Here is a 21,927-nt window from a genome sequence, read left to right on the forward strand (position 1 = left end):
CGCGGATTGCGGGCCAAGGCCCTGGCGGTGCCCCTGGCCGTGGGCGACGCACTGGGCGGCCAAGCCACGGACGGCGACGCGCTGCGGGAAAGCCTGCACCTGCTGCGCCAAAGGCTCGATGCCAGTCCCTAATGATGCGGGGCGCCCACTTGGTGGGCACCCCTTTTGTTTGGGTTAGAGCGTGATGCGATAGAGGCCGAAACCGTCGGCATTGGTTTCGCCCGTGGCCTCGATCGCGACCGCAGTCACATCGGCCAGATGCTCGGCGGCCTTGGGGCCGGTAGCGAACAGCACGGTGGTGTCGCCAATCGGAGCCAGCGACCAGTTGCTGTCCGCCGACGGGTTTATGGTGCCGTTCTCGACGATGAACCGCACGATGAGATCGCGGTTGGTGTCGGGACCCTTGAAGATGATGTGGTCGGCGCCGGTGCCGGGGAACGAGCCGCCGCCGCCAGCGCGGTAGTTGTTGCTGGCAATGACGAACTTGGCCGCCGGATCGATTGGCGCGCCGTCAAACATCAGGTCGACAATGCGGTTGGCGTCGGCATTGGTCACTTCCTTGCCGTCGCTCGAATATTTCGACGGCTGGGTGAGATCGATCTTGTAGGTCACCCCATCGATGATGTCGAAATTGTAGGAGGGGAAGTCCGGATTGATCAGGTCGGCGTCGGTGGCGCCCTTTTCGACCTGGTTGAAGATGCCGGCCGAGCGCTCCAGCCAATCCTTGACCTCGGCGCCAGTGACGGCGAGCGCCTGGATCGTGTTGGGGTAGAGATAGAGATCGGCGACATTCTTGATCGCCACCGGGCCCACCGGCACATCGGTGTAATAGTCCGGGCCGCCGCGGCCGCCCGCCTTGAACGGGGCGGCGGCCGACAGAATCGGCAGGGCTTCCCATTCAGTCCCCTTCATCATCTGCGTGATATACCAGGTCTGGGCCTGGCTCACGATCTGCACCGACGGATCATCGGCGACCAGCGCGAAGTAGGAGTGCAGCGGCGCAGAGGTTTCGCCCACGGCGCGGCGCACATATTCCAGCGTTTCGTCATGGTCGGCCTGTGCGGCTTCGGCCACTTCGGCTTCGTTTTCGACAAGCGGGCTTACCTTGCCATCCACGCGCTCGAAGATGGGGCGGGCTTCGGATGTGTGGGAGACCACCATCCACTTGCCTTCGGCATCCTGCTCCAACAACAGGTCGATAAGGCCCATATGGCTGCCCCAGAAGCCGGCCATCACGGCAGGCTTGCCGTTCAGCGTGCCAGCTGCAATGTCGGCACCTTCGACGCCTTCATAGTCTGGACCGGGGAATACCAGATGCTGGTGGCCGGTCAGGACCACATCGATGCCCTCGATAGCTGCGAGTTGCAACGAGGCGTTTTCTGCCCCGGTCGTCTGGTCGGCGGCGATGCCGGAATGGGAGAGTGCGACGATGATGTCGGCGCCTTCTTCCTTCATCTTCGGCACATATGCCGTCGCGGTCTCGACGATGTCGCGGGTTGCGACCTTGCCGGTCAGGTGCGTCGCGTCCCAGGTCATGATCTGCGGCGGCAGGAAGCCGATCAGGCCGACCTTGATGGTCTTGGTGGCGCCCGAGCCGTCGGTCAGTTCCTTTTCGACGATCAGGTAGGGCTGGATATAGGTGTCGTCGCTCAGCGGATCGGCGGCGAGTTCGCCGCGCACCAGATTGGCCGAAACGAAGGGGAAGGTGGCGCCGGATAGGGCCGTGTCGAGATATTCGAGGCCGTAGTTGAACTCGTGGTTGCCCAGCGTCGCGGCCTCGTAGCCCAGTGTATTCATGGCAGCGATGATCGGGTGCACGTTATCCTCAAGGCCCTTCTCATAGGCGATATAGTCGCCCATCGGGTTGCCCTGGATGATGTCGCCATTGTCGACCAGCATGGAATTTCCGGCCTCGGCGCGGATCGATTCGATGATCGAGGCAGTGCGCGCCAGTCCCATGGTCTCGTTGGGGGCGTCGGCATAGTAGTCATAGGGGAACACGGCGACGTGCAGGTCGGTCGTTTCCATGATGCGCAGATGCGCCTGGTTGGGCTGGGCCAGCAGCGCGAACGGGTGCATGGCCGCCATGGCGCCGACGCTTGCCGAGCCGGCGAGAAAAGTGCGTCGGGAAATCTTGGGCAGGAAATTCATTGGTCGTCTCCCTGATAATGTTCATATCGATGAACCTGAATTCGGGGGCGCCGTGCTCCCGAACCATGGATCTTGGCGATCCCGCGCGATGCTCTTGCCGTCAGCAGGTGACGCTGGGATGACGGCGGCGCGATGACGCTATGGAATTTTGACCGGGTGGTCAAATTGTGACGCTGGGGGCGGTTAGACCATGAGAGCCACGCTCGAAATGGCGTTCGCCCATGCGTACATGGATATGAAGAGCGGGAAGCCCCTCGTCCTTCAAGAATTTCGCAGTCGACACCCTCCCCCTTGCGGGGAGGGATCAAGGATGGGGGATGTTTAGCCGGACATTCGGGCCAGCCGACACCCCCTCCCAGGGGAGGTGCCGCCCGGTGGGTGGGCGACATTCTGCTCCAACCGCCGGGATCTCCCGGCGACCATCCCCCACTTATCCCCGTACCTCGGAGCCGCGCTATACTGCTCCCATTGCTGCGCGGAGACGGCGTGCACGGCCACTGGCGCAGCGACAGTCGGGGGGTAGGGGGTCGTGCTCCTGCTCGGGCAAGCGGAAGTGTCGGGCGAGGCCCGGCCAGAGTCTGCGCGTCATAAATCCCGGCACCCCGAGGCGGTTATCGTCTCACTTTTAGATTTCCAGAGGCGGCATCCGCCTCGGGGTCCGTCCACCTTTGACAACCGCGTTGCAGGCGGCGCTCGCGCACGCCTGCCGGAACCGATTGCTTTGAAGCGGCTTGTTGATAATGCTGGGGGCAATCGGAGAACACCATCATGAAATGGCGCGGCAGGCAGCAGAGCTCAAACATCGAAGACCGGCGTGGCCAGGGTGGCGGCGGGCTTGGAGGGTTGGGCGGTAGCTCCTTCGGTCGCGGCGGCGGCTTCCGCATTCCGACGGGCGGTGGCGGGTCGCGCGGCGGTATTGGCAGCGTGATCGGCATTGTGGTGGTGCTGGGCATCATCTGGTTTGCCACCGGGCAGAACCCGATCGACATTCTCACCGGCGGCTCGAGCTCCGGCGGTTCCTCCGCCAGCTCGTCGGGCCAGTTGCCCACGACCGGCGAAGAAGCTGAACTGCGCGACTTTGTCGGCGTCGTGGTCAAGGAAACTGAGGATTTGTGGACCGAGGTGTTCCAGGCCTCAAGCGAAGACTATCCCGAGCCGACCGTGGTGCTGTTCAATGGCGGGGTGAATACCGCCTGCGGCGCTGCCGATTCGAGCACCGGGCCGTTCTATTGCCCCGGCGACCAGAAGGTCTATATCGACCTCAGCTTCTACGACCAGTTGCGCGAGCAGTTCGGCGCGCCGGGCGATTTCGCCCAAGCCTATGTGCTGGCGCATGAAGTGGGGCATCACATCCAGAACATTACCGGCGTGCTGCCGGAGTTCAACCAGCGCCGCGCCAGCATGAGCCAGGAAGAGGCCAATGCCTATTCGGTGCGGATCGAGCTGCAAGCCGATTGCTATGCGGGCGTCTGGGCCAATTATGCCGGGCAGGAAGACCTGCTGGACAGCGGCGATATCGAGGAGGCGCTCAACGCCGCCAACCAGATCGGCGACGACACACTGCAGAAACGCATGCAGGGCTTTGCCGTGCCCAAGACCTTCAACCACGGCACCTCGGCGCAACGGAAAACCTGGTTCGAGCGCGGCTACACGTCGGGCAGTCCCGGCGATTGCGATACGTTCTCGGGCAATGTTTGATTGAAAACGAATGGCTCTCTTCACCTCTCCCTTTGGGGGAGAGGTCGGCGCGTAGCGCCGGGTGAGGGGGCCTTTGCTGGGTCAGGTGCGTGGGGAGGCCCCCTCACCCGACCCAAAGATGGGTCGACCTCTCCCCCAAAGGGAGAGGTGAAGATCAGGCGGCGGGCGCTGCGTATTCCGGGCGCTGCTCCATGCCCTTCTGGGCGCGGACATGATTGAGGAAGCGCGTGAACAGATAGTGGCTGTCGCGCGGGCCGGGGCTGGCTTCAGGATGGTACTGCACCGAAAAGATCGGCTTGCCATCGACGCTGAGGCCCGCATTGGAATTGTCGAACAGCGAGATATGCGTCTCGGTGACGCCGGAAGGCAGGCTCGCCTTGTCCACGGCAAAGCCATGGTTCATCGAGGTGATTTCCACCTTGCCGGTGGTCAGATCCTTGACCGGATGATTGGCGCCGTGGTGGCCCTGATGCATCTTGGAGGTGGTGCCGCCCAGCGCCAGGCCGAGCAGCTGGTGCCCGAGGCAGATGCCGAAGACCGGCTTGCCGGTTTCCATCAGCTTCTGGATCGTCGGCACGGCATATTTGCCGGTCGCGGCCGGGTCGCCCGGGCCGTTGGACAGGAAAATGCCGTCGGGATTGTGCGAGAGCACATCGGCGGCGGTCGCTGTGGCGGGGACAACCGTCACCCTTGCGCCCTGGTCGGCCAGGCAGCGCAGGATATTGCGCTTGGCGCCATAGTCGATGGCGACGATGTGGAAGTCAGGGGTTTCGAGCTTGCCGTAGCCCTTGTCCCACTGCCAGCCGGTCTGGTCCCAGTGGTAGGTCTGGGCCGTGGTGACTTCCTTGGCCAGGTCCAGCCCTTCGAGGCCAGGAAAGGCCTTGAGTTCGGCATTGATAGAGCCAAGGTCGAACATACCGGTGGGATCATGGGCGATGACGCCATTGGGCATGCCGTTTTCGCGGATCAGTGCCGTCAGGGCGCGGGTGTCGATGCCAGTAATGCCGATGATGTTGCGCTTCTTGAGCCAGGCATCGAGTTTTTCGGCAGCGCGGTAATTGGATGGATTGGTGATGTCGGCCTTGAGCACGACGCCACGGACACCGGAGAGCGCGGCCATGTTGACCGTCTCGATGTCTTCGTCATTGGTCCCGACATTGCCGATATGGGGGAAGGTGAAGGTGACGATCTGGCCCGCATAGGAGGGGTCGGTCAGCACTTCCTGGTAGCCGGTCATGGCGGTGTTGAAGCACACTTCGCCGGCGGCGTGGCCGATGGCGCCGATGCCGCGGCCTTCCAGGCGCGTACCGTCTGCAAGGATCAGAAGGGCGGTCGCGGGGGATTGCTGCCAGCCGGTCACGGTGGGCCTCCAAGTTTTCAGGTCTGTCGGTTGAGGCCTCTCAATAGAAGCCCGGGCGCGCCAGCGCAAGTGGCGCGACCGCCTTATTGTGCCTATATGGGGCCAACAAAACGCATAGCAAGAGGATGAAAACCCATGCGCGAACAGTTCAGCGAAGGTCTCAAGACGGCCCTCAAGGCCCGAGACAAGCGGCGCACGGCCACGCTGCGCGCCATCACCTCGGCCATCAAGGACAAGGACATTGCCATCCGCCAGGAGAACCGCGGACCGGCAACGAACGAGGAAATCCTCGCCATCGTGCAGAAGATGGTCAAGCAGCGCGAGGAGAGCTTTGCCATCTACGCGCAGGCCGGCCGCGCCGACCTCGCCACGGTGGAAAAGGAAGAGATCGACATCCTCAACGAGTTCCTGCCCAAGGCCTTGACCGAAGACGAGATCGATGCCGCTATCAAGGCCGCCATCGCCTCGACCGGGGCCGAAGGCGCCAAGGACATGGGCAAGGTCATCGCCCAGCTCAAGGTCGACTATCCCGGCCGCATCGACTTCGGCAAGGCAAGCAGCAAGGTGCGGGCGGCGCTGGCCGGCTGATCAGGCTATTCGGCTGCTTGCGGCAGCGGGGCCGGCGAGCGGCGTTCCAGCCAGTAGGAGCCGATGGCGATGAACACGGCCAGCACCAGCGCCGCCGAGCCGATCAGCGGCAGGTGGCGGTAGCCGAAGCCGCTCTCGAGCAGGGTGGCTCCCAGCACGGCGCCGATGGCGATGCCGATATTGAAGCCGGTCGGAATCAGCGCCGAGGCGAGGTTGGGCGCATCTCCGGCCCAGGCCAGCACGCGCGATTGCACCGGCGAGCCGAAGGCGAAATTGACGCCGCCCCAAAACACCACCGCGATAGCCATGATCAGCGGATAGGGGCTCACCACATAGAGCAGCGTGAAAGCCACTGCCTGAGTTGTCAGGATGGCGATCAGGGACGGCATCAGCTTCCAGTCAGCCAGCCGACCGCCGACGAAGACGCCGATTGTCGCGCCAACGCCGTAGAGCAGCAGCACCAATGGCACGATATTGGTGTCGAGGCCGGTCACCTCGAGCAGCAGTGGTGCGATATAGGTGAAGAGGCTGTATTGACCAATCATCACCAGGATGACGATGGCCAGGGAAGTCACGATCTGCTGGCGGCCCAGCGCCTTGAACTCGCGCAGGAAGCTCCCGGTGGTGCTGGATTGCCCGGTGCGGGCCGGCAGAAAGAGGGCGACGGCGAGCGTCGCCGCCAGACCAAGCGCACCGACGGCCCAGAACGTGGCGCGCCAACCAAGCGCATTGCCGATGGCAGTGCCGCCGGGAACGCCCAGGATATTTGAGACGGTGAGTCCCGACAAAATCAGGGCCACGGCGAAACCGCGTTTGTCTGCCGGCACCAGGTTCACCGCCACGATGGCGGCGATGCCGAAATAGGTGCCGTGGACAATCGAAACGAGGACGCGCGCCGCCATCAGCAGTTCGAAGCTGGGTGCCAGCGCACACAATACCTGTCCGATGGTGAAGGTCGTGCCGAGCAGCAGGATCAGCGTCTTCCGCGTGAGCTTCTTGGTCGCCACGGCCAGCAGTGGCCCGCCAATGGCGATGCCGATCGCGTAGCCGCTTACCAGATAGCCGGCGATGGGGATCGAGACGCCAAGACCGGTCGCGACCTCCGGCAAAACGCCGGCGATGACGAATTCTGCTGTGCCAAAGGCAAAGGCGGCGAGAAAGATGCGAAGAGCGGAAGCGACATGAACCAAACCGCGCGCGGCGGACCTCGATTGAAGCGGTCTCAAATCACGGGTGGGCCGAGGTGGCAATCAACAAATAGCGGGCTAGATTATAGAAAATCTCAAGCCGGCAGATGCTTGGCATTGCGGAGAACTGCGCTAGAGTGCTGGAGGGACAAGGCGGTTGGCGCCGCGCAGGAGGCTAGAATGACGGTTTCGGCTACGATGAAAAGGCGTTTCGCACTGGCGACGGCGTTGCGCGGGGCGTTGATGCTGCTGGCGGGGCTCTATGCCATCATCTTCCCCGCCGAGGCACTCACGGTCATGGTGCTGGCTGGTGGCATTCTACTCATCGTCGATGGTGCACTGGGGCTGTGGAGCCTTACCTTCGGCGGTGGCAAGAGCGGCAATTACTGGTTCGACGTGGTGTCCAACGTGCTGTCGCTGATTCTGGGCGTGCTGTTCTTCGTCCAACCCTTCATCGCCACAGTCCTCACCGTGACCCTGCTCTCTAGCCTGATAGGTATCGCGGCGCTGATCGTTGGTGTGATGCAGATCGTGGTGATCGTGCGGGAGCGTGAGCACTATGCGCGGATCTGGCCGGTGGTGCTGTCGGGCATATCCTATATCCTGCTCGGGCTGGTTTTCCTGTTCTTCCCGCTGCTGACCGCCTCGATTGGGGTGATTTTCGGTGGGATCTTGCTCGTATTCTTTGCGTTTGGCCTGTTCGGCTGGGCCTGGCGGCTCTACCAGCGCAGCAAGACCGCCTAGGCCTTTGTCCGGGTGCGTTCCGCTTCGGTCTCGCGTTGCAGTTCGGCGCTGATGTCAGTCAGATTCCGTCGAAGGGGATAAGTTCGCTGTTGCGGGATGACTTGGCCCTGTCGTGCGACTAATTAAGGACATGCGATTTTCCGATCAGTTCCTCGATGAAATCCGCCAGCGCCTGCCGATCACGCAGGTGGTGGGCGAGCATGTCATCTGGGACAAGCGCAAGAGCCAGCCGGGCAAGGGCGACATGTGGGCCTGTTGCCCGTTCCATGGCGAAAAGAGCCCGAGCTTTCATGCCGATGACCGGCGCGGCATTTACCATTGCTTCGGCTGCGGGGTTTCTGGCGATCATTTTCGATTTTTGACCGAAAAGGCCGGGATGAGCTTTCCCGAGGCAGTGGAGAAGCTGGCGGGCATGGCCGGGGTGCCGATGCCGGCACGCGACGAGCGGCAGGAAAAGCGCGAGGCCGAGCGCAAGAGCCTGATCGACGTCATGGAACTGGCGACGAAATATTTCGAGGCGGCGCTGCAGCATAATATCGGCGCGCGGGCGCGGGGGTACCTGCTGGAACGCGGGGTGTCGGCGCAGAGCCAGACGCGGTTCCGCATCGGTTTTGCGCCGGATAGCCGCAACGGGCTCAAGGAGCATCTGGCACAGAACGGCGTCTCGGCGCAGGACATGATCGATACCGGGCTGGTGGCCAGCCGCGAGGACGATCCGCTGACCTATGACCGATTTCGCAACCGGGTGATGTTTCCGATCATGGATTTTCGCGGCCGGGTGATCGCTTTTGGCGGCAGGGCGCTGTCGGCGGATGTACCGGCCAAATATCTCAACTCCCCCGAGACCGAACTCTTCCATAAGCGGCAGACGCTCTATAACGGCCAGACCGCCCGCCAGGCGGCGCGTGATGGCAGTACGGTGATCGTGGTTGAGGGTTATCTCGACGTGATCGCCGCCGTGGGCGCGGGCTTTGAGGGCACGGTGGCGCCGCTTGGCACCGCTCTGACCGAAGAGCATCTGCAACTGCTTTGGCGCATGAGCCCCGATCCGGTGCTGTGCTTTGACGGAGACAAGGCCGGTCTCAAGGCCGCTGAACGCACGGCCGATCTGGTCATGCCGCATCTCAAGCCCGGCTTTACGGTCCGGATTGCCACTCTGCCAGAAGGGCAGGACCCGGACGATCTGATCAAGGCGCAGGGCAGGGGGGCTTTTGCCGACGTGATCGAGCGGGCCCGGAGCCTGTCCGATGTGATCTGGAGCATGGAGACCGGCGGACTGGTGCCTGAGACTCCGGAGGCCCGTGCTGCCCTGCAGGCCCGATTGCGCGAACGCTCCAACTCTATCCAGGACGGATCGGTGCGGTTCCACTATGCCCAGGCATTCGACGAAAAACTGCGCGCCTTCTTTGCGCCGATCCGGCAAAACCGCTTTGAGCCCCGCGGCGGGCAGCAGCGCTATGGCCAGAGCGGCGCCTATGGTTATCCCGGCCGGGGTACGCCGCGGCTTGTCGTCTCCGACACGCTACGCAATTCCCGGTTGCTGAAGCCCGGTTCCATGGCCGAAGCCACGCCGCGCGAGGCGGCGATCATCCTCAGCCTGGTCAATCACCCGGCGCTGGTCGAGGACAAGTTCGAGATGCTGGCGGCACTCGATTTCGACACGCCCAGCGCACAAAAAGTGATGAGTGAGATTTTGAGCCTGGTGGTGCGTCACCACGACATCTCCGCCGATGACCTGAAAGCCGCGCTGGGCGCCCGTGGGCACGGGGCTGCGCTGGACCGGATGAGCGATGTCCTGGCCCGGCAGGGCGTCTGGCAGGCCGCATCCGAGATCGCCCTGGTCGACGCCGAGACCGGATTGAGTCATGCCCTGGCCTTGCATAACAAGAAAGTTCAGCTAAATAGGGAACTCAAGGCAGCCGAAGCGGCGCTGGGCGAAGACCCGAGCGAAGAAACCTTTGAAAGGCTGCGGGACATCAAGAACCAAATTACCACTGTCGATGGCACAGAGGCATTGATCGAAGGGTTTGGTTCGCTATCGGGACGCGCGACACGCAGCTTTTAGGGATTTCTCTAAAAGCCGGCGAGTACGCGCTATTTTGCATATGGCTTATGTGAAATTTTTCTGAGGCGAACCCGGTAGCTCTTGAGGCGTTAACGCCTGAGTTACCGAACCTTTACCTTGCCTTGAGGTGTCACCACTTAAGCCTTACCCGGACCCAGGCGCTATGGGTTCCGACGGAGTACCACATGGCCACCAAGGCAGCACCCAAGTCCACCAAGGAAACCGAGAAGCCGGAAGCCGGCGCCCCAGAGGCGACGAATGACAGCCCGCTGCTCGATCTTTCCGATGCCGCCGTAAAGAAGCTCATCAAGGTCGCCAAGAAGCGCGGCTATGTAACCTATGAAGAGCTCAACGCGGTGATGCCCTCGGACGAAGTGTCGTCCGAGCAGATCGAAGATTTCATGTCCATGTTCTCCGACATGGGCATCAATGTCGTCGACGAAGACGAGGTCGAAGAGACCGAAGTCGAAAAAGACGAAGAAGATCAGGGTCAGGAAGTGGCGCCGGCCACAGGCTCGGCCGTCTCCACCACGTCCAATACCAAGACGGGTGCCGATCGCACCGATGATCCGGTGCGCATGTATCTGCGCGAGATGGGCTCGGTTGAGCTGCTGAGCCGCGAGGGCGAAATCGCCATCGCCAAGCGCATCGAGGCCGGTCGCGAGACCATGATCGAGGGGTTGTGCGAGAGCCCGCTAACCTTCCAGGCCATCATCATCTGGCGCGACCAGCTCGCCCAGGGCGAAATCCTGCTGCGCGACATCATTGATCTTGAAGCCACCTATGCCGGCCCCGACGCCAAGCAAGCGGCGCCATCACCGGACATGGTCAACCTCAACGCCGCGCCCAAGATGGAATCTGTCGTCGAGAGGCCCAAGGCGGCTCCGGCGCCCAAGCGCGCCTCGGGCGACGAGGAAGACGACTACGTTCCCGAAGAGCCGCAGGCTCCGCAGGACCCGGCGCCCGATGACGACGACGACGAATATGAGAACGCCCTGTCGCTGTCAGCCATGGAAGCCGAGCTGAAGCCGCAGGTGGTGGAAACCTTCGATCGCATCGCCGATGCCTATGGCAAGATGCGTGAGATGCAGGACAAGCATGCCGAGGACCGTAGTGCCTCGGTGTCGGATGCCGATCGCAAGAAGATCGATGCGTTCCGCGTGGAAGTCATTGCCGACGTCAAGTCGCTGTCGCTCAATGCCGGCCGTATCGAGAACCTCGTCGAACAGCTCTACGACATCAACAAGCGCCTGGTGAAGCTGGAAGGCCGCCTGCTGCGCCTGGCAGAGAGCTATGGCGTCAAGCGCGAAAAATTCCTCGAGAGCTATTATGGCCGCGAAGTCGACCCCACCTGGGAAGCCTCGCTCGAGAGCTTCGAGGGCAAGGGCTGGGGCGAGTTCGCCAAGCGCGAAGCCGACACCATCCACGAAATCCGCGGTGATGTGGCGACGCTGGCGACCGAAGCCGGCCTCAATATCGCAGAATACCGCCGCATCGTGCACAAGGTGCAGAAGGGCGAGCGCGAAGCTGCGATCGCCAAGAAGGAAATGGTCGAGGCCAATCTGCGCCTCGTGATTTCCATCGCCAAGAAATACACCAATCGCGGCCTGCAGTTCCTGGATCTGATCCAGGAAGGCAATATCGGTCTGATGAAGGCCGTCGACAAGTTCGAGTATCGCCGCGGTTACAAGTTCTCGACCTATGCGACCTGGTGGATTCGCCAGGCGATCACTCGCTCGATCGCCGATCAGGCCCGCACCATCCGTATTCCGGTGCACATGATCGAGACGATCAACAAGATCGTCCGTACCAGCCGCCAGATGCTGCATGAAATCGGCCGTGAACCGACCCCCGAGGAGCTCAGCGAGAAGCTGCAGATGCCCCTGGACAAGGTTCGCAAGGTGCTCAAGATCGCCAAGGAACCGATCAGCCTTGAAACGCCGATCGGCGACGAGGAAGATTCAAACCTCGGCGATTTCATCCAGGACGTAAACGCGATCCAGCCGATCGATGCGGCGATCCAGAGTAACCTGCGCGAAACCACCACCCGCGTGCTGGCGTCGCTGACGCCGCGCGAGGAACGTGTGCTGCGCATGCGCTTCGGTATCGGCATGAATACCGATCATACGCTAGAGGAAGTGGGCCAGCAGTTCTCGGTGACGCGTGAGCGTATCCGGCAGATCGAAGCCAAGGCCCTGCGCAAGCTCAAGCACCCCAGCAGGAGCCGGAAGCTGCGGAGCTTCCTCGACAACTAGGAGCGGCTGGTGATGGCCGATCCGCGCCTCAAGGTTACGAGCATCAGGGCCATCGTGCCGTTCAAGCTGGTTGTGACCTTTTCCGACGGATCATCGGGCACGTTCAATGCGGGGCCGATGATCGCGGAACGCGGTGAGGGCACCGAGCCGCTGCGGGACCGGCGCTTCTTTGGCACGGTCGAACTGGCCAATGGCAAGCCGACCTGGCCGAACCACTTTGACATCTCGCCGGGCTGGCTGCGCGAGGAAATGGAAAAACGCGGCGAACTGCAATTGCCGCTGCCGGTCCGCCGCAGGCGCTGACTGGACGAAAGAGGAGACAAACCATGTCGTTTTGGAAGAATTTGTTCGGTGGCGGCGGTTTGTCGAGCAATGAGCCGGCTGGCGATAAGGTTATGGGCGAGGAAGGCTACAAGGGCTTTCTCATCAAGGCGATCGAGATGAAGGCCGGTAGCGAACTGCAACTCGCCGGCACGATCGAAAAGGATATCGGCGGCGAGCTCAAGACCTACCGGTTCGTACGCGCCGACCGCATGACTTCACGCGACGATCTGATCGCCCTGGCGCTGTCCAAGGGAAGGCAAATCATCGACGAGCAGGGCGAGCAGATTTTCCGCTAGCCGCCACGCATACCCAATCTCGGCACGAGCCGGCGCCTGCGGACCGCAAGGGTTCGCTGGGGCGGCCAAGCCGCACAGGAGCTAGACCCATGGCCAAAAAGCCAACCGCGCGCAGCGAATACGTGTTCTTCGATGTGATCTATGAAGATGGCAGCCAGCGATCCAACCGCAAGGTGGAAGCTAACCTACTCGGCGGCCTCGACGGCGACGAGCCGGCTCGCACCGCCATCATGGACCAGGACCGCGCCATCTCGGAAAAGTCCGGCCTGCCGCCGCTGCAGATCAAGACGATCAAGCGTTCGGGGAAATAGAGATGAGCGCTGACCTGCAATTGGGCCGGGCGGTCGAGACACCGCAGCAGCCCGAAGATGCGGTGTTGGACCCGGTGCCAAACCCGCATCCCGACGTGAACTATGTGGCGCGTTATGTGGCGCCCGAGTTTACCTCGCTATGTCCGGTGACGGGCCAGCCTGACTTTGCCCATCTGGTCATCGACTACGTGCCGGACCAGTTTCTGGTCGAGTCCAAGTCGCTCAAGCTTTATCTGACCTCGTTCCGCAATCATGGCGCGTTCCATGAGGGCTGCACGATCGATATTGCCAAGAAAATCATTGAGACGATCAAGCCGCGCTGGATACGCATCGGCGGCTATTGGTATCCGCGTGGCGGCATTCCAATCGATGTGTTCTGGCAGAGCGGGGAATTGCCTGCCGGGGTCTGGGTCCCCGACCAGGGTGTTCCGCCCTATCGCGGGCGCGGCTAGGCGAGAGCCTTGTCCACCGCCGGTTTTACTACGGTGCCGTAGAGCTCGATGGCCTTCATGACCTTATCATGGGGCAGGGTGCCAACGCTCAGCTGCAGGCCGAAGCGGTCGTGCTTGAACCATTCGTGCTGCATCAGAATCTTGTCGATGATCTCCTGCGGCGAACCCATGAAATAGGCGCCCTGCGGGGTGGCCCCGGCGTCGAATTGAGCACGGGTGGTTGGGGGCCAGCCGCGTTCCTTGCCGATGCGGGTCATGGCAGCACTATGGGCCGGGAAAGCGATATCGCGGGCGTCCTGGCTATCGGCGGCGATGAAGCCGTGTGAGCTGATGCCGACCGGCAGGGCCTTGGGATCGCGGCCCACCTTTGTGGCCGTCTCGCGGTAGAACTCGACCAAAGGGGCAAATTGCCTGGGCTGGCCGCCGATGATGGCGATCATCAGGGGCAGGCCGTAGTAAGCGGCGCGGGCAACTGAATTGGGCGTGCCGCCTACGGCGATCCAAACAGGCAGAGGGTCTTGCGCGGGCTTGGGATAAATCTCGATGCCTGGGATGGGCTTGGTGTGAGCGCCGCCCGGCCAAGTGACCTTGCCGCCCTCGCGTATCTTGAGCAGCAGTTCGAGTTTTTCCTCGAACAGGCTGTCATAGTCATTTAGGTCGAGCCCGAAGAGGGGGAAGCTCTCGATGAAGGAGCCGCGGCCAGCCATGATCTCGGCGCGGCCATTGCTGAGCAGGTCGAGCGTGGCGAATTGCTGCCAGACGCGGATCGGGTCCTCCGAGCTCAATACCGTGACTGCGGTTGACAGCCGGATGTTCTTGGTCCGGGCGGCAGCGGATGCGAGGACCGTCACCGGGGCCGAGACCACGAAATCGGGGCGATGATGTTCGCCGAGGCCATAGAAGGCCAAGCCAAGCTGGTCAGCCAGCTCGATTTCCTCAAGCAGATCCTTCAGCCGGTCGGCCGGGCTCTGCAGTCGGTCGCCATTGAGAGGATCAGCGGTATTTTCGGCGAAGGAATAGAGTCCGAGTTCCATCTGGGCAGCTCCTGGTTGGCTGACAGATGGCTTGCGGGGGAAGTGCGATCAAGAACGCACACGGGTGTAACCGCGCACCCCGTCGGCGCGCGGTTCAGTAGGTTCAGACGTTGCTGCCGGATGGCGTATAGGCAAACGGGGCTGGCGCAGGGGCGGGCTGGGGCACCTTCTCCCCGGCGGCCTTGTGGATTTCGCTGACCAGCGCGGGATCGAGCCTGAGTCTGGAGGCCAGCGCGTCGAGATAGGCGCGTTCCGCGGCCGTTTCGGCGGTGATCGCGACCAGCGAGGCCGCATAGATTTCCGATGCGTGCGCGGGGGTGTCGGCGCGGGCGACGACGGCGTTGATGTCGAGCGGGCTTGAGAGTTCATCGAACACCCAGGCCTTCTCCTCCGAAGACAGATTCATCGTTTCCAGCTTGCTGAAGATGGCCTCCTTCTCATCGGCGTCGATGCGGCCATCGGCCTTGGCGGCGGCAATCATAGCTCGGACGAGAGTCTTGCCCAATTCCTCCTGGCCCTGCGTGTCACTGGCAGCGGGAATGAAGGCGTCCTGGGCGGGCGCATTGGAGGCGCCGCCTTGCTGCTGGTTCTGGTAATTCTGCCAGGCATTGTAGGCGAGGCCGCCAACGGCGGCGACGGCGCCGAGCTTGACGGCATTGCCGGCGAGCTTGCCCAGTCCACCGCCACTCAGCAGCATCCCGGCCGCGAGGCCCGCGGCGCCGGTCATGGCGGTGCGCTGGGCATTCTTGTCGGTCTGGAGGGCTTTGACGATCTGGTCGATATTGAACATGGGGGCGCCCTTCGTGGTTGACTGCGGAGATGGGTAGCGATTGCAGCGAGTGCAAGGCTCCGCACGCCTGCGAGCAGATACAGAAAGACCCCAGCCAGGAGCCGGGGTCTCGGTGATGGCATCAGAGGGAGAACTGATGGCATCCGTGAAGTCAGTTGCCGCTACTGAGCAGCGGGCGCGGCGGGTTCAGCAGCCGGAGCTTCAACCGCCGGGGCTTCCGTCACCGGGGCGGCGTCAGCAGCGGGGGCGGCCGGAGCCTCGGTCATCGGGGCAGCCTCAGTAGCCGGAGCCGGAGGGGCTTCGGTCATCGGGGCGGGGGCAATAACCGGATCAGCCGGTGCCTCGATAGCCGGGGCGCCGTTCACGTCAACGGTAGTCGACGGGCCGGAGTTGGCCGAGAAGACGAGGTAGCCAATGGCCAGCAGCGCCAGGGCGACGATAATGCCGACGAACCAACCGGTGCCACTGCTTTCGCGGGTATACACAGTCCGGTTGCCATCGTTCGTATAAACGGGATCGCGTTCAGGGATAGCCATGATTTCGCTCCTTTGTTTCACCGTATGGCAAAGAAACGCGGACCTTTTGGTTTCGTTCCCAAATCCGTGATCACGCCGCGCGCCGATTTGCCGCAGCAAAAATTTGGCCATTAATTCAATGGATTGGGGGCGACCAATCGCCGGAAATTTCTCTGGCCGACGCGCTCGTGTCCAAAATCTTTCAAGGAAATGAGCCTTTGGCTTGCCCGGATCGTGGAAATATTGACGCAGAAGGTGACGGCATAGAGCCAAGCTCACTCAATAGGACTACCCAGCAGTCAGCCCGAGATGCGGAATACCAAGTTCTGTGAACTGCAAGATCACTTGCGCACGGGGCGGATGCGACAAAGGAAAGGCCGGGCGCTAGGCCCGGCCGTTCCATTGTCTGTCGGCGACGGTCAGTTCGCGGCAGTAGTGATCAGCGGCGTGATGCGGCGGATGGTGACGCGGCGGTTCTCGCGTTCCGCAGCCTCGGTGCGGATCTTGAGATAGCGCTCGCCATAGCCCTGGGTAGCCAGGTTTTCCGGCGGCACGTCGTAGAAGTCTGTCAGAATGCGCGCCACTGTAGCAGCCCGCAGATCCGAAAGGCGCAGGTTCGAGATATCCGAGCCGACGGCGTCGGTATGGCCTTCAATCAGGAAGGTCTCGCTGGGGTTGCGTTCCAGCAGGGCCAGCATGGCGTTGGCGACGCTCGACAGGGCACCGACCTGATCGCGGCCGATTGTGGCGGCGCCGGTGTCGAAGGTCAGGCCGCCCACTTCGAGCTTGCGCACGCTGTCACGCACACGTGCAGAGCGCTTGACTTCGTCGATCGAGTAGAGGCGGGCAACCTGCTCGACCGGCGGCTGCTGGAAGAACACTTCCACCTCGTTCTCATCAGCGAACTCAGCGTCGAGCACGTAGTCCTGCACCGGGATATTGAGGCGCAGCGGAGGCAGGTCCTGACCCGGGTCACGCCAGACGATCAGATCATCGTCGTAACGCTCGTCGAAATAGGCCAGCACATATTCGCGGCCATCGGGCGTGATACGCGAACGGCGCAGGACGTCGCCATTGCGGTTACGCACGGTGATGATCTGGGTGCCATCGGGGCGGGTGATGGTTTCGCGGGTACGGCCATTGCTCAGGTTTTCATAGAAAATCTCGTCTTCCTGGGCATTGTAGAAGCGATCGGTATCCTGGCCGATCGAGTTGACGACGAGCTGGGTGCCGATCTGCAGAATGACCTGCGTAATGGCCTGGCCCGGCTCGAGCGGCGCAACTGTGTTCTGCTGAACGTTGTTCTGCTGGCCGATATTGGTGGTGACGTTGTTCGTGATGTTGTTGGTGACGTTCGTCTGCTCGATGATCGTCACGTTCTGCGGCACTTCGGGTTCGGCAAGGACCTGAACGGCGAAGGCTTCACCCTGTTCCTCAGTGACCGAGATACGAGCGGCTTCCTCGGGGGCAAAGTTGGCCTGAGCGTCGACATCGCTCACCGGGGGCGCCTCGGCAGCAGGTTCAGCCTGAACCTCGACTTCGGCTTCACCTTCCACGGCAGGTGCGGTCTCTTCGTCCTTGGCGCTATCGAGTACCGGAGCAACCTGCTCCTGAGTTACGCCTTCGGGCAGTTCCTCGATGATTTCGACCGGCTCTTCGGCAACCGGCACTGCCGGATCAACGGCAGGGGCGACCGGCGTTTCAGGCAGGGCCGGCACGGCCGGTAGCGACAGGCCGTAATTGGTCAGGCACGTATTGGCGTCGGGGAAACCGGCTTCGGCGCAGAGTGCGTCGATCTCGGCCAGGGCAGCGGCCATCTGGGCCTGTGCGGCGACAGCGTCGCCACCAGCCATCATGTCGGCAATGGCAGCATTGTAGATATCGATCTGGGCCTGCAGGTCGGCAGAAATATCGACCTGGGCTTCAGCCGGAATCTCGACGGCCGGCTCTTCGACCGGAGCGGCTTCCATAGCCGGCTCCTCGACGGGTGCAGCTTCAACAGGTGCGGGCTCCTCAACCGGGGCAGCCTCTTCGACCACAGGCTCAGGGGCAGGCTCTTCAACCGGCGCGGGCTCTTCCATCACTTCGGGGGCCGGTTCAGGGACCGGTTCGGCAACGGGCTCCTCGACAGGGGCAGGTTCTTCCACAACTTCGGGGGCAGGCTCTTCAACCGGGGGTGCTTCCTCAACGGGCGCAGCTTCCACGGGAGCGGGTTCCACGGCAGGCTCAGCTGCCGGAGCAGCGGCGGAGATCGCGGCAATGCACTCATCAATGCTGGCATAGCCCGCGACGATGCAGAGTTCGGTCAGGGTGCTTTGGGCCGCCTCGAGGGCGGCGGCGTCGCCGGATGCCTGAGCGGCGGTGTAGGCCTGGTAGGCGGCGACGAGATCGCCGTCCTGCGCGCGCACGGTCAGCGGCAGCAGGGCCATGAGGCCGATGCTGGTGCCGGTCAGTAGCCAGTTTCTAAGGCGCATTGTTCTTTCCTTTATGTCGGTTGACACTTGAGCCAAGCATCGCGGTGCCAGTCTGAACGCAAACTGAACGGATTTTTGCAGCCAGTTAAGCGATGCCTTCTCCCCGCACGACCCGAAACGCCTGGGATATGCGATGGTTCCCCCGGTGTTGGCGCGGGACGGTGTCGGCTCGATCATGGCGCCAATGCGGCGGAGTGGACGCATCGCGCCAGCGATGCGCTGGCCGGATGCGAGCGATCATGCTAGGGCCACTGCATGCAACAGGCCGTCGAAACGCTCACTATATCGTCCGAGGGGCAAGGCCTCTACGAGTTCACTGGCGCCCTGCGGCAGTTCGTGACGGCTGCCGATGTGGCCACCGGCCTAGTGACTGCTTATGTGCGCCACACCTCCTGCTCCCTGCTGATTCAGGAAAATGCCGATCCAGATGTCAAAACCGACCTCGATGGCTTTTTCCGGCGCCTGGTCCCCGAAGGCATGGACTGGCTGGTCCATACGACTGAAGGCCCGGACGACATGCCGGCCCATATCAAGGCGGCGCTGACGCAGACCTCGATCGGCATTCCGGTCATTGGGGGCGAGCCGGCGTTCGGTGCCTGGCAGGGCATTTATCTGTTCGAGCATCGTCGGCGCCCGCATCGCCGCGAGGTGATTCTTCACATCATTGGAGACCGTTGATGGATTGGACGACGCTCATTGCCTATTGGCCCTTCGTGCTGGGGCTGATGGTCACGGGCGTCGTCTCGGGCATCGCCGCGGGCCTGCTTGGCATTGGTGGCGGCGCGATCATTGTGCCGGCACTGAGCAATGCCCTGCTGCTGCTGGGCTACGACGCTGACGTGGTGCAGCACGTGGCGGTGGGCACCTCGCTGGCCATCATCATTCCCACGGGCATCATGAGCGCCCGCGCGCATCACAAGCGCGGTGCGCTGGACCTCAACGTGTTGCGGCTTTGGGTGCCGTTCATCGTGGCCGGGACTTTTATCGGCGGGCTGATGGCAGGGCTGTTCTCCGGCGACGTGCTGCGCATCGTTTTTGCGGTGATGGCCTTCGTCATCGCCGCCAATATCATCTTCGCTTTCCAGACCAGGCTGATGGGGCACTTACACGGCTCGTCGCTGACGCACCGGGTTTCGGCTTTCGTGGTCGGCTACATTTCGTCGCTGATGGGGATCGGGGGCGGCTCGCTCACCGTGCCCACGCTGGTCGCCTTTGGCGCCACCATGCATGCCGCGGTGGGCACATCGGCGGCCGTCGGGGTCGCGATCGCCATTTCAGGTACGCTGGGCTTTGTCATTTCGGGCTGGGGCGCCGATGGCCTGCCACCGCTCAGCTTGGGTTATGTCAACCTGGTGGCGTTGGTGCTGGTCGCAGTGCTGGCGGCGGTCTTCGCACCCTTGGGCGCCGCGCTGGCCCATCGGCTGGATCAGAAGACGCTCAAATACGTCTTCGCTGCCTTCCTGGTCGTGGTGGGCCTGAACATGCTGTGGAAGGTGCTGGCCGGCTAGGCCAGGAAAAGCAAAGCCCCGCCTAGGCGGGGCTTTGCGGCAATCAGGTTGGTGGGGACGGGTGACTACGATGGACCGTCCCCACCGCCCAAGCCCCCTCAGAAGAGGGGTATGGGAATTATTGGGCGTCGGTTTCCAGTTCCCACTGGACGTTGACGTTGATGGCAAAGGCCAGCTCGCCTGCCTCCACCGGAACCGGCGCGCTGGCGGCCATATCAGCCCGCGCATACATGGGGTAGGGCTGGGGCGCATTGAAGCCCTGCGTTTCAGAAATCGACACGATATCGTCGAGCGTGCCACCGGCGGCGGCGGCATAGAGTTCGGCCTTGGCGCGCGCATCGGCAAAGGCAGCCTTGCGGGCCTCGTCATAAAGCCCGGATGGATCGGCGACGGCAAAGCTGACGCCATTGACGGTGTTGGCGCCGACGGTCACCGACTTGTCGAGAATGGACCCCAGCGCGTCGAGCTGGCGCACGGTGACGGTCACGGTGTTGCTGACCTGGTAGCCATTGATCTTGGGCGCCAGGGTATAGCCGTTGGCGTCGCGTTCGTCGGAATAGACATAGTTGGGGTTGACCGAGAAGCCCGAGGTCTGGATGTCACGGGCTTCGATGCCGGCGGCCTTGAGTTCGGCGATCAGCTCGGCCATGGCGGCGGTATTGGCGTCGAGCGCTTCGCGGGCGGTGGCGCCTTGCGTGGTAACGCCGGAATTGATCTGCGCCATGTCCGGTGCCGCCAGGACCTCCCCGCGCCCTTCTATGCTGATGGTGCCGGCATAGGCAGGCAGCGCAAGGCCGGCGAAAAGGGCGAACGGAACCAGGGCAATAAGGCGACGCATTGGAAAACTCCTCAAGCTAATGGATGGGACTACTCCTCATCCATTGCGTCAGTATTGCGGCGCAGATGAACCGGAGTTGAACGAACTTGTGGAGAGTGGCGTCCGTCAAAAGTATGACTTTTGAGGCTTGCGCGGCGGTGTGCCGGTGGGGTAGTCACTGCACTGACATTTCAGGGGCTGGACATGGGCGACAAGCACTATCCCGATGGCATTCTGCTGGGGCGTGCCCGCGTGCCGGGCCTCGATCAGCCGCGTGTCGTGACCGTTCGGGGCGGGGATATCGTGGATATCACCGCCAAGGGCATGGCGACGGTTCGCGATGTCGCCGAGAGCGGGCGGGCTGCTGAACACGTGCGGAACGCTTCGGGCACGGTGCTCGGTTCGGCCGATACAATTCTGGCCAACAGCGTAGCCGCCAATCTCGATCCGTCCCGTCCGAGTCTGCTTTCTCCAATCGATCTGCAAGCCATCAAGGCTTCGGGCGTCACTTTTGTCGTTTCCCTGCTCGAAAGGGTAATCGAGGAACAGGCCAGGGGGGATAAGTCTCGCGCGGATGCGCTGCGTGGGGAAATCCTCGACCTCATTGGCACCGACCTCAGCGAACTGGTGCCGGGCTCCGAGACGGCCATGAAGGTCAAGGCGGCGCTGATCGAAAAGGGCGTCTGGAGCCAGTATCTCGAAGTGGGCATCGGGCCGGACGCCGAAATCTTTACCAAGGGCCAGCCGATGAGTTCGGTGGGCTATGGCGCCGAGGTGGGCCTGCATCCGGTGTCGAGCTGGAACAATCCTGAGCCGGAAGTGGCGCTGCTGGTCACCAGCAAAGGCGACATCATCGGCGCGACGCTGGGCAATGACGTCAATCTGCGCGATGTCGAAGGCCGCTCGGCCCTGCTGCTCGGCAAGGCCAAGGACAATAATGCCTCGGCTTCGCTGGGGCCGTTCGTGCGGCTATTCGATGGCGATTTCACGTTAGAGAGCATCAAGCAGAGCGAGATCGCGCTGCGCGTGGTGGGCGAGGACGGTTTCGTGCTCGAAGGCCATTCGTCGATGAGCCAGATTTCGCGGACGCCGGAATCGCTGGTTGCCGCCACCATTGGTGGTCACCATCAGTATCCCGACGGACTCGTGCTCTATCTCGGCACCATGTTCGCGCCGGTGCAGGATCGAGGCGGCGTCGGCAAGGGCTTTACCCACAAGCTCGGCGATGTTGTCTCGATATCGACATCCGAACTCGGCACCCTATCTAACAGGGTGAACCTCTCCACCAAATGTCCGCCCTGGACCTATGGCGCCAGCCATCTGCTGCGCGACCTGGCCAAGGCCGACCTCCTCTAAGA

20 protein-coding genes are annotated in these 21,927 nt (G+C 62.6%); 12 read left to right on the forward strand and 8 right to left on the reverse strand.

Annotated features, from left to right (window positions below; translation table 11 throughout):
• Positions 1 to 174: 174 nt before the first annotated feature.
• Positions 175 to 2,151 carry a bifunctional 2',3'-cyclic-nucleotide 2'-phosphodiesterase/3'-nucleotidase gene (locus V6M52_RS01965; RefSeq protein WP_332698878.1) on the reverse strand — a complete coding sequence of 659 codons (1,977 nt, stop codon included), beginning with the start codon at positions 2,149 to 2,151 and terminating at the stop codon, positions 175 to 177.
• Between the two features lie 768 nt (positions 2,152 to 2,919).
• Between V6M52_RS01965 and ypfJ the strand changes: the two genes are divergently transcribed.
• The gene (ypfJ, locus tag V6M52_RS01970; RefSeq protein WP_332698881.1) at positions 2,920 to 3,849 is read left to right on the forward strand and encodes a KPN_02809 family neutral zinc metallopeptidase; all 930 of its coding nucleotides are present in this window, start codon (positions 2,920 to 2,922) and stop codon (positions 3,847 to 3,849) included.
• Positions 3,850 to 4,003: 154 nt separating this feature from the next.
• Here the strand turns inward: ypfJ and carA are convergent, their stop codons facing one another.
• Positions 4,004 to 5,209: a glutamine-hydrolyzing carbamoyl-phosphate synthase small subunit gene (gene carA, locus V6M52_RS01975; protein ID WP_332698884.1), complete on the reverse strand. Its 1,206-nt coding sequence runs from the start codon at positions 5,207 to 5,209 to the stop codon at positions 4,004 to 4,006.
• 135 nt (positions 5,210 to 5,344) lie between these two features.
• On the opposite strand from carA, the gene V6M52_RS01980 reads away from it, so the two are divergent.
• Positions 5,345 to 5,797: a GatB/YqeY domain-containing protein gene (locus tag V6M52_RS01980; protein ID WP_332698886.1), complete on the forward strand. Its 453-nt coding sequence runs from the start codon at positions 5,345 to 5,347 to the stop codon at positions 5,795 to 5,797.
• Between the two features lie 5 nt (positions 5,798 to 5,802).
• Here the strand turns inward: V6M52_RS01980 and V6M52_RS01985 are convergent, their stop codons facing one another.
• Positions 5,803 to 6,987, reverse strand: coding sequence for an MFS transporter (locus tag V6M52_RS01985; RefSeq protein WP_332698889.1), 1,185 nt, complete (start codon positions 6,985 to 6,987; stop codon positions 5,803 to 5,805).
• 177 nt (positions 6,988 to 7,164) lie between these two features.
• Here V6M52_RS01985 and V6M52_RS01990 point away from each other — a divergent pair, with 177 nt between their 5' ends.
• The 7 genes from V6M52_RS01990 to queF all read left to right on the forward strand — a co-directional run bounded on the left by V6M52_RS01990 (position 7,165) and on the right by queF (position 13,431).
• Positions 7,165 to 7,728 (forward strand): HdeD family acid-resistance protein, encoded by a 564-nt coding sequence (locus tag V6M52_RS01990; protein WP_332698892.1) that lies wholly within the window; start codon positions 7,165 to 7,167, stop codon positions 7,726 to 7,728.
• Between the two features lie 130 nt (positions 7,729 to 7,858).
• On the forward strand, positions 7,859 to 9,793 hold the full coding sequence (gene dnaG / locus V6M52_RS01995; protein ID WP_332698895.1) for a DNA primase: 1,935 nt from the start codon (positions 7,859 to 7,861) through the stop codon (positions 9,791 to 9,793).
• A 185-nt stretch (positions 9,794 to 9,978) separates the two neighbouring features.
• Positions 9,979 to 12,048, forward strand: a complete 2,070-nt coding sequence (rpoD, locus tag V6M52_RS02000) for an RNA polymerase sigma factor RpoD (protein ID WP_332687709.1) — start codon at positions 9,979 to 9,981, stop codon at positions 12,046 to 12,048.
• 12 nt (positions 12,049 to 12,060) lie between these two features.
• Positions 12,061 to 12,351: a DUF2442 domain-containing protein gene (locus V6M52_RS02005; RefSeq protein WP_332698898.1), complete on the forward strand. Its 291-nt coding sequence runs from the start codon at positions 12,061 to 12,063 to the stop codon at positions 12,349 to 12,351.
• A 23-nt stretch (positions 12,352 to 12,374) separates the two neighbouring features.
• A complete protein-coding gene (locus tag V6M52_RS02010) occupies positions 12,375 to 12,668 on the forward strand; it encodes an HlyU family transcriptional regulator (RefSeq protein ID WP_332698901.1) in 294 nt (97 codons plus the stop codon).
• Positions 12,669 to 12,757: 89 nt separating this feature from the next.
• On the forward strand, positions 12,758 to 12,979 hold the full coding sequence (locus V6M52_RS02015) for a hypothetical protein (RefSeq protein ID WP_092182124.1): 222 nt from the start codon (positions 12,758 to 12,760) through the stop codon (positions 12,977 to 12,979).
• A gap of 2 nt (positions 12,980 to 12,981) precedes the next feature.
• Positions 12,982 to 13,431 (forward strand): preQ(1) synthase, encoded by a 450-nt coding sequence (queF, locus tag V6M52_RS02020; protein ID WP_332687712.1) that lies wholly within the window; start codon positions 12,982 to 12,984, stop codon positions 13,429 to 13,431.
• On the opposite strand, the gene V6M52_RS02025 is transcribed toward queF, so the two are convergent.
• From V6M52_RS02025 to V6M52_RS02040, 4 genes are all read right to left on the reverse strand, one after another.
• Positions 13,428 to 14,465 (reverse strand): LLM class flavin-dependent oxidoreductase, encoded by a 1,038-nt coding sequence (locus V6M52_RS02025; protein WP_332698904.1) that lies wholly within the window; start codon positions 14,463 to 14,465, stop codon positions 13,428 to 13,430. The two genes, queF and V6M52_RS02025, sit on opposite strands and share 4 nt — an antisense overlap.
• 103 nt (positions 14,466 to 14,568) lie before the next feature.
• Positions 14,569 to 15,255 (reverse strand): tellurite resistance TerB family protein, encoded by a 687-nt coding sequence (locus V6M52_RS02030; protein ID WP_332687714.1) that lies wholly within the window; start codon positions 15,253 to 15,255, stop codon positions 14,569 to 14,571.
• Between the two features lie 161 nt (positions 15,256 to 15,416).
• Positions 15,417 to 15,791: a hypothetical protein gene (locus tag V6M52_RS02035; protein ID WP_332687715.1), complete on the reverse strand. Its 375-nt coding sequence runs from the start codon at positions 15,789 to 15,791 to the stop codon at positions 15,417 to 15,419.
• A 398-nt stretch (positions 15,792 to 16,189) separates the two neighbouring features.
• Positions 16,190 to 18,244 carry an OmpA family protein gene (locus tag V6M52_RS02040; protein WP_332698907.1) on the reverse strand — a complete coding sequence of 685 codons (2,055 nt, stop codon included), beginning with the start codon at positions 18,242 to 18,244 and terminating at the stop codon, positions 16,190 to 16,192.
• A 255-nt stretch (positions 18,245 to 18,499) separates the two neighbouring features.
• Between V6M52_RS02040 and V6M52_RS02045 the strand changes: the two genes are divergently transcribed.
• A complete protein-coding gene (locus V6M52_RS02045) occupies positions 18,500 to 18,922 on the forward strand; it encodes a secondary thiamine-phosphate synthase enzyme YjbQ (RefSeq protein WP_332698910.1) in 423 nt (140 codons plus the stop codon).
• On the forward strand, positions 18,922 to 19,752 hold the full coding sequence (locus V6M52_RS02050) for a sulfite exporter TauE/SafE family protein (RefSeq protein WP_332687942.1): 831 nt from the start codon (positions 18,922 to 18,924) through the stop codon (positions 19,750 to 19,752). Before V6M52_RS02045 ends, V6M52_RS02050 begins: the two co-directional genes overlap by 1 nt.
• Before the next feature lie 118 nt (positions 19,753 to 19,870).
• Here V6M52_RS02050 and V6M52_RS02055 read toward each other — a convergent pair whose 3' ends face one another.
• Positions 19,871 to 20,590, reverse strand: coding sequence for an SIMPL domain-containing protein (locus V6M52_RS02055; RefSeq protein ID WP_332687941.1), 720 nt, complete (start codon positions 20,588 to 20,590; stop codon positions 19,871 to 19,873).
• Positions 20,591 to 20,773: 183 nt separating this feature from the next.
• Between V6M52_RS02055 and V6M52_RS02060 the strand changes: the two genes are divergently transcribed.
• Entirely contained in the window at positions 20,774 to 21,925 is a 1,152-nt protein-coding gene (locus V6M52_RS02060) for a fumarylacetoacetate hydrolase family protein (protein WP_332687940.1), read from the forward strand.
• The last annotated feature ends 2 nt before the right edge of the window (positions 21,926 to 21,927 follow it).

It is taken from the genome of Devosia sp., assembly GCF_036676215.1.
In the GTDB taxonomy this organism is placed as follows: Bacteria; Pseudomonadota; Alphaproteobacteria; order Rhizobiales; family Devosiaceae; genus Devosia.

Bases quoted from the DNA above. Each gene is read 5' to 3' on its own strand.
- V6M52_RS01965 (WP_332698878.1), bottom strand. From the start codon at position 2,151: ATGAATTTCCTGCCCAAGATTTCCCGACGCACTTTTCTCGCCGGCTCG.
- ypfJ (WP_332698881.1), top strand. From the start codon at position 2,920: ATGAAATGGCGCGGCAGGCAGCAGAGCTCAAACATCGAAGACCGGCGT.
- V6M52_RS01980 (WP_332698886.1), top strand. From the start codon at position 5,345: ATGCGCGAACAGTTCAGCGAAGGTCTCAAGACGGCCCTCAAGGCCCGA.
- V6M52_RS01990 (WP_332698892.1), top strand. From the start codon at position 7,165: ATGACGGTTTCGGCTACGATGAAAAGGCGTTTCGCACTGGCGACGGCG.
- dnaG (WP_332698895.1), top strand. From the start codon at position 7,859: ATGCGATTTTCCGATCAGTTCCTCGATGAAATCCGCCAGCGCCTGCCG.
- rpoD (WP_332687709.1), top strand. From the start codon at position 9,979: ATGGCCACCAAGGCAGCACCCAAGTCCACCAAGGAAACCGAGAAGCCG.
- V6M52_RS02005 (WP_332698898.1), top strand. From the start codon at position 12,061: ATGGCCGATCCGCGCCTCAAGGTTACGAGCATCAGGGCCATCGTGCCG.
- V6M52_RS02010 (WP_332698901.1), top strand. From the start codon at position 12,375: ATGTCGTTTTGGAAGAATTTGTTCGGTGGCGGCGGTTTGTCGAGCAAT.
- V6M52_RS02015 (WP_092182124.1), top strand. From the start codon at position 12,758: ATGGCCAAAAAGCCAACCGCGCGCAGCGAATACGTGTTCTTCGATGTG.
- queF (WP_332687712.1), top strand. From the start codon at position 12,982: ATGAGCGCTGACCTGCAATTGGGCCGGGCGGTCGAGACACCGCAGCAG.
- V6M52_RS02025 (WP_332698904.1), bottom strand. From the start codon at position 14,465: ATGGAACTCGGACTCTATTCCTTCGCCGAAAATACCGCTGATCCTCTC.
- V6M52_RS02030 (WP_332687714.1), bottom strand. From the start codon at position 15,255: ATGTTCAATATCGACCAGATCGTCAAAGCCCTCCAGACCGACAAGAAT.
- V6M52_RS02035 (WP_332687715.1), bottom strand. From the start codon at position 15,791: ATGGCTATCCCTGAACGCGATCCCGTTTATACGAACGATGGCAACCGG.
- V6M52_RS02040 (WP_332698907.1), bottom strand. From the start codon at position 18,244: ATGCGCCTTAGAAACTGGCTACTGACCGGCACCAGCATCGGCCTCATG.
- V6M52_RS02045 (WP_332698910.1), top strand. From the start codon at position 18,500: ATGCAACAGGCCGTCGAAACGCTCACTATATCGTCCGAGGGGCAAGGC.
- V6M52_RS02050 (WP_332687942.1), top strand. From the start codon at position 18,922: ATGGATTGGACGACGCTCATTGCCTATTGGCCCTTCGTGCTGGGGCTG.
- V6M52_RS02055 (WP_332687941.1), bottom strand. From the start codon at position 20,590: ATGCGTCGCCTTATTGCCCTGGTTCCGTTCGCCCTTTTCGCCGGCCTT.
- V6M52_RS02060 (WP_332687940.1), top strand. From the start codon at position 20,774: ATGGGCGACAAGCACTATCCCGATGGCATTCTGCTGGGGCGTGCCCGC.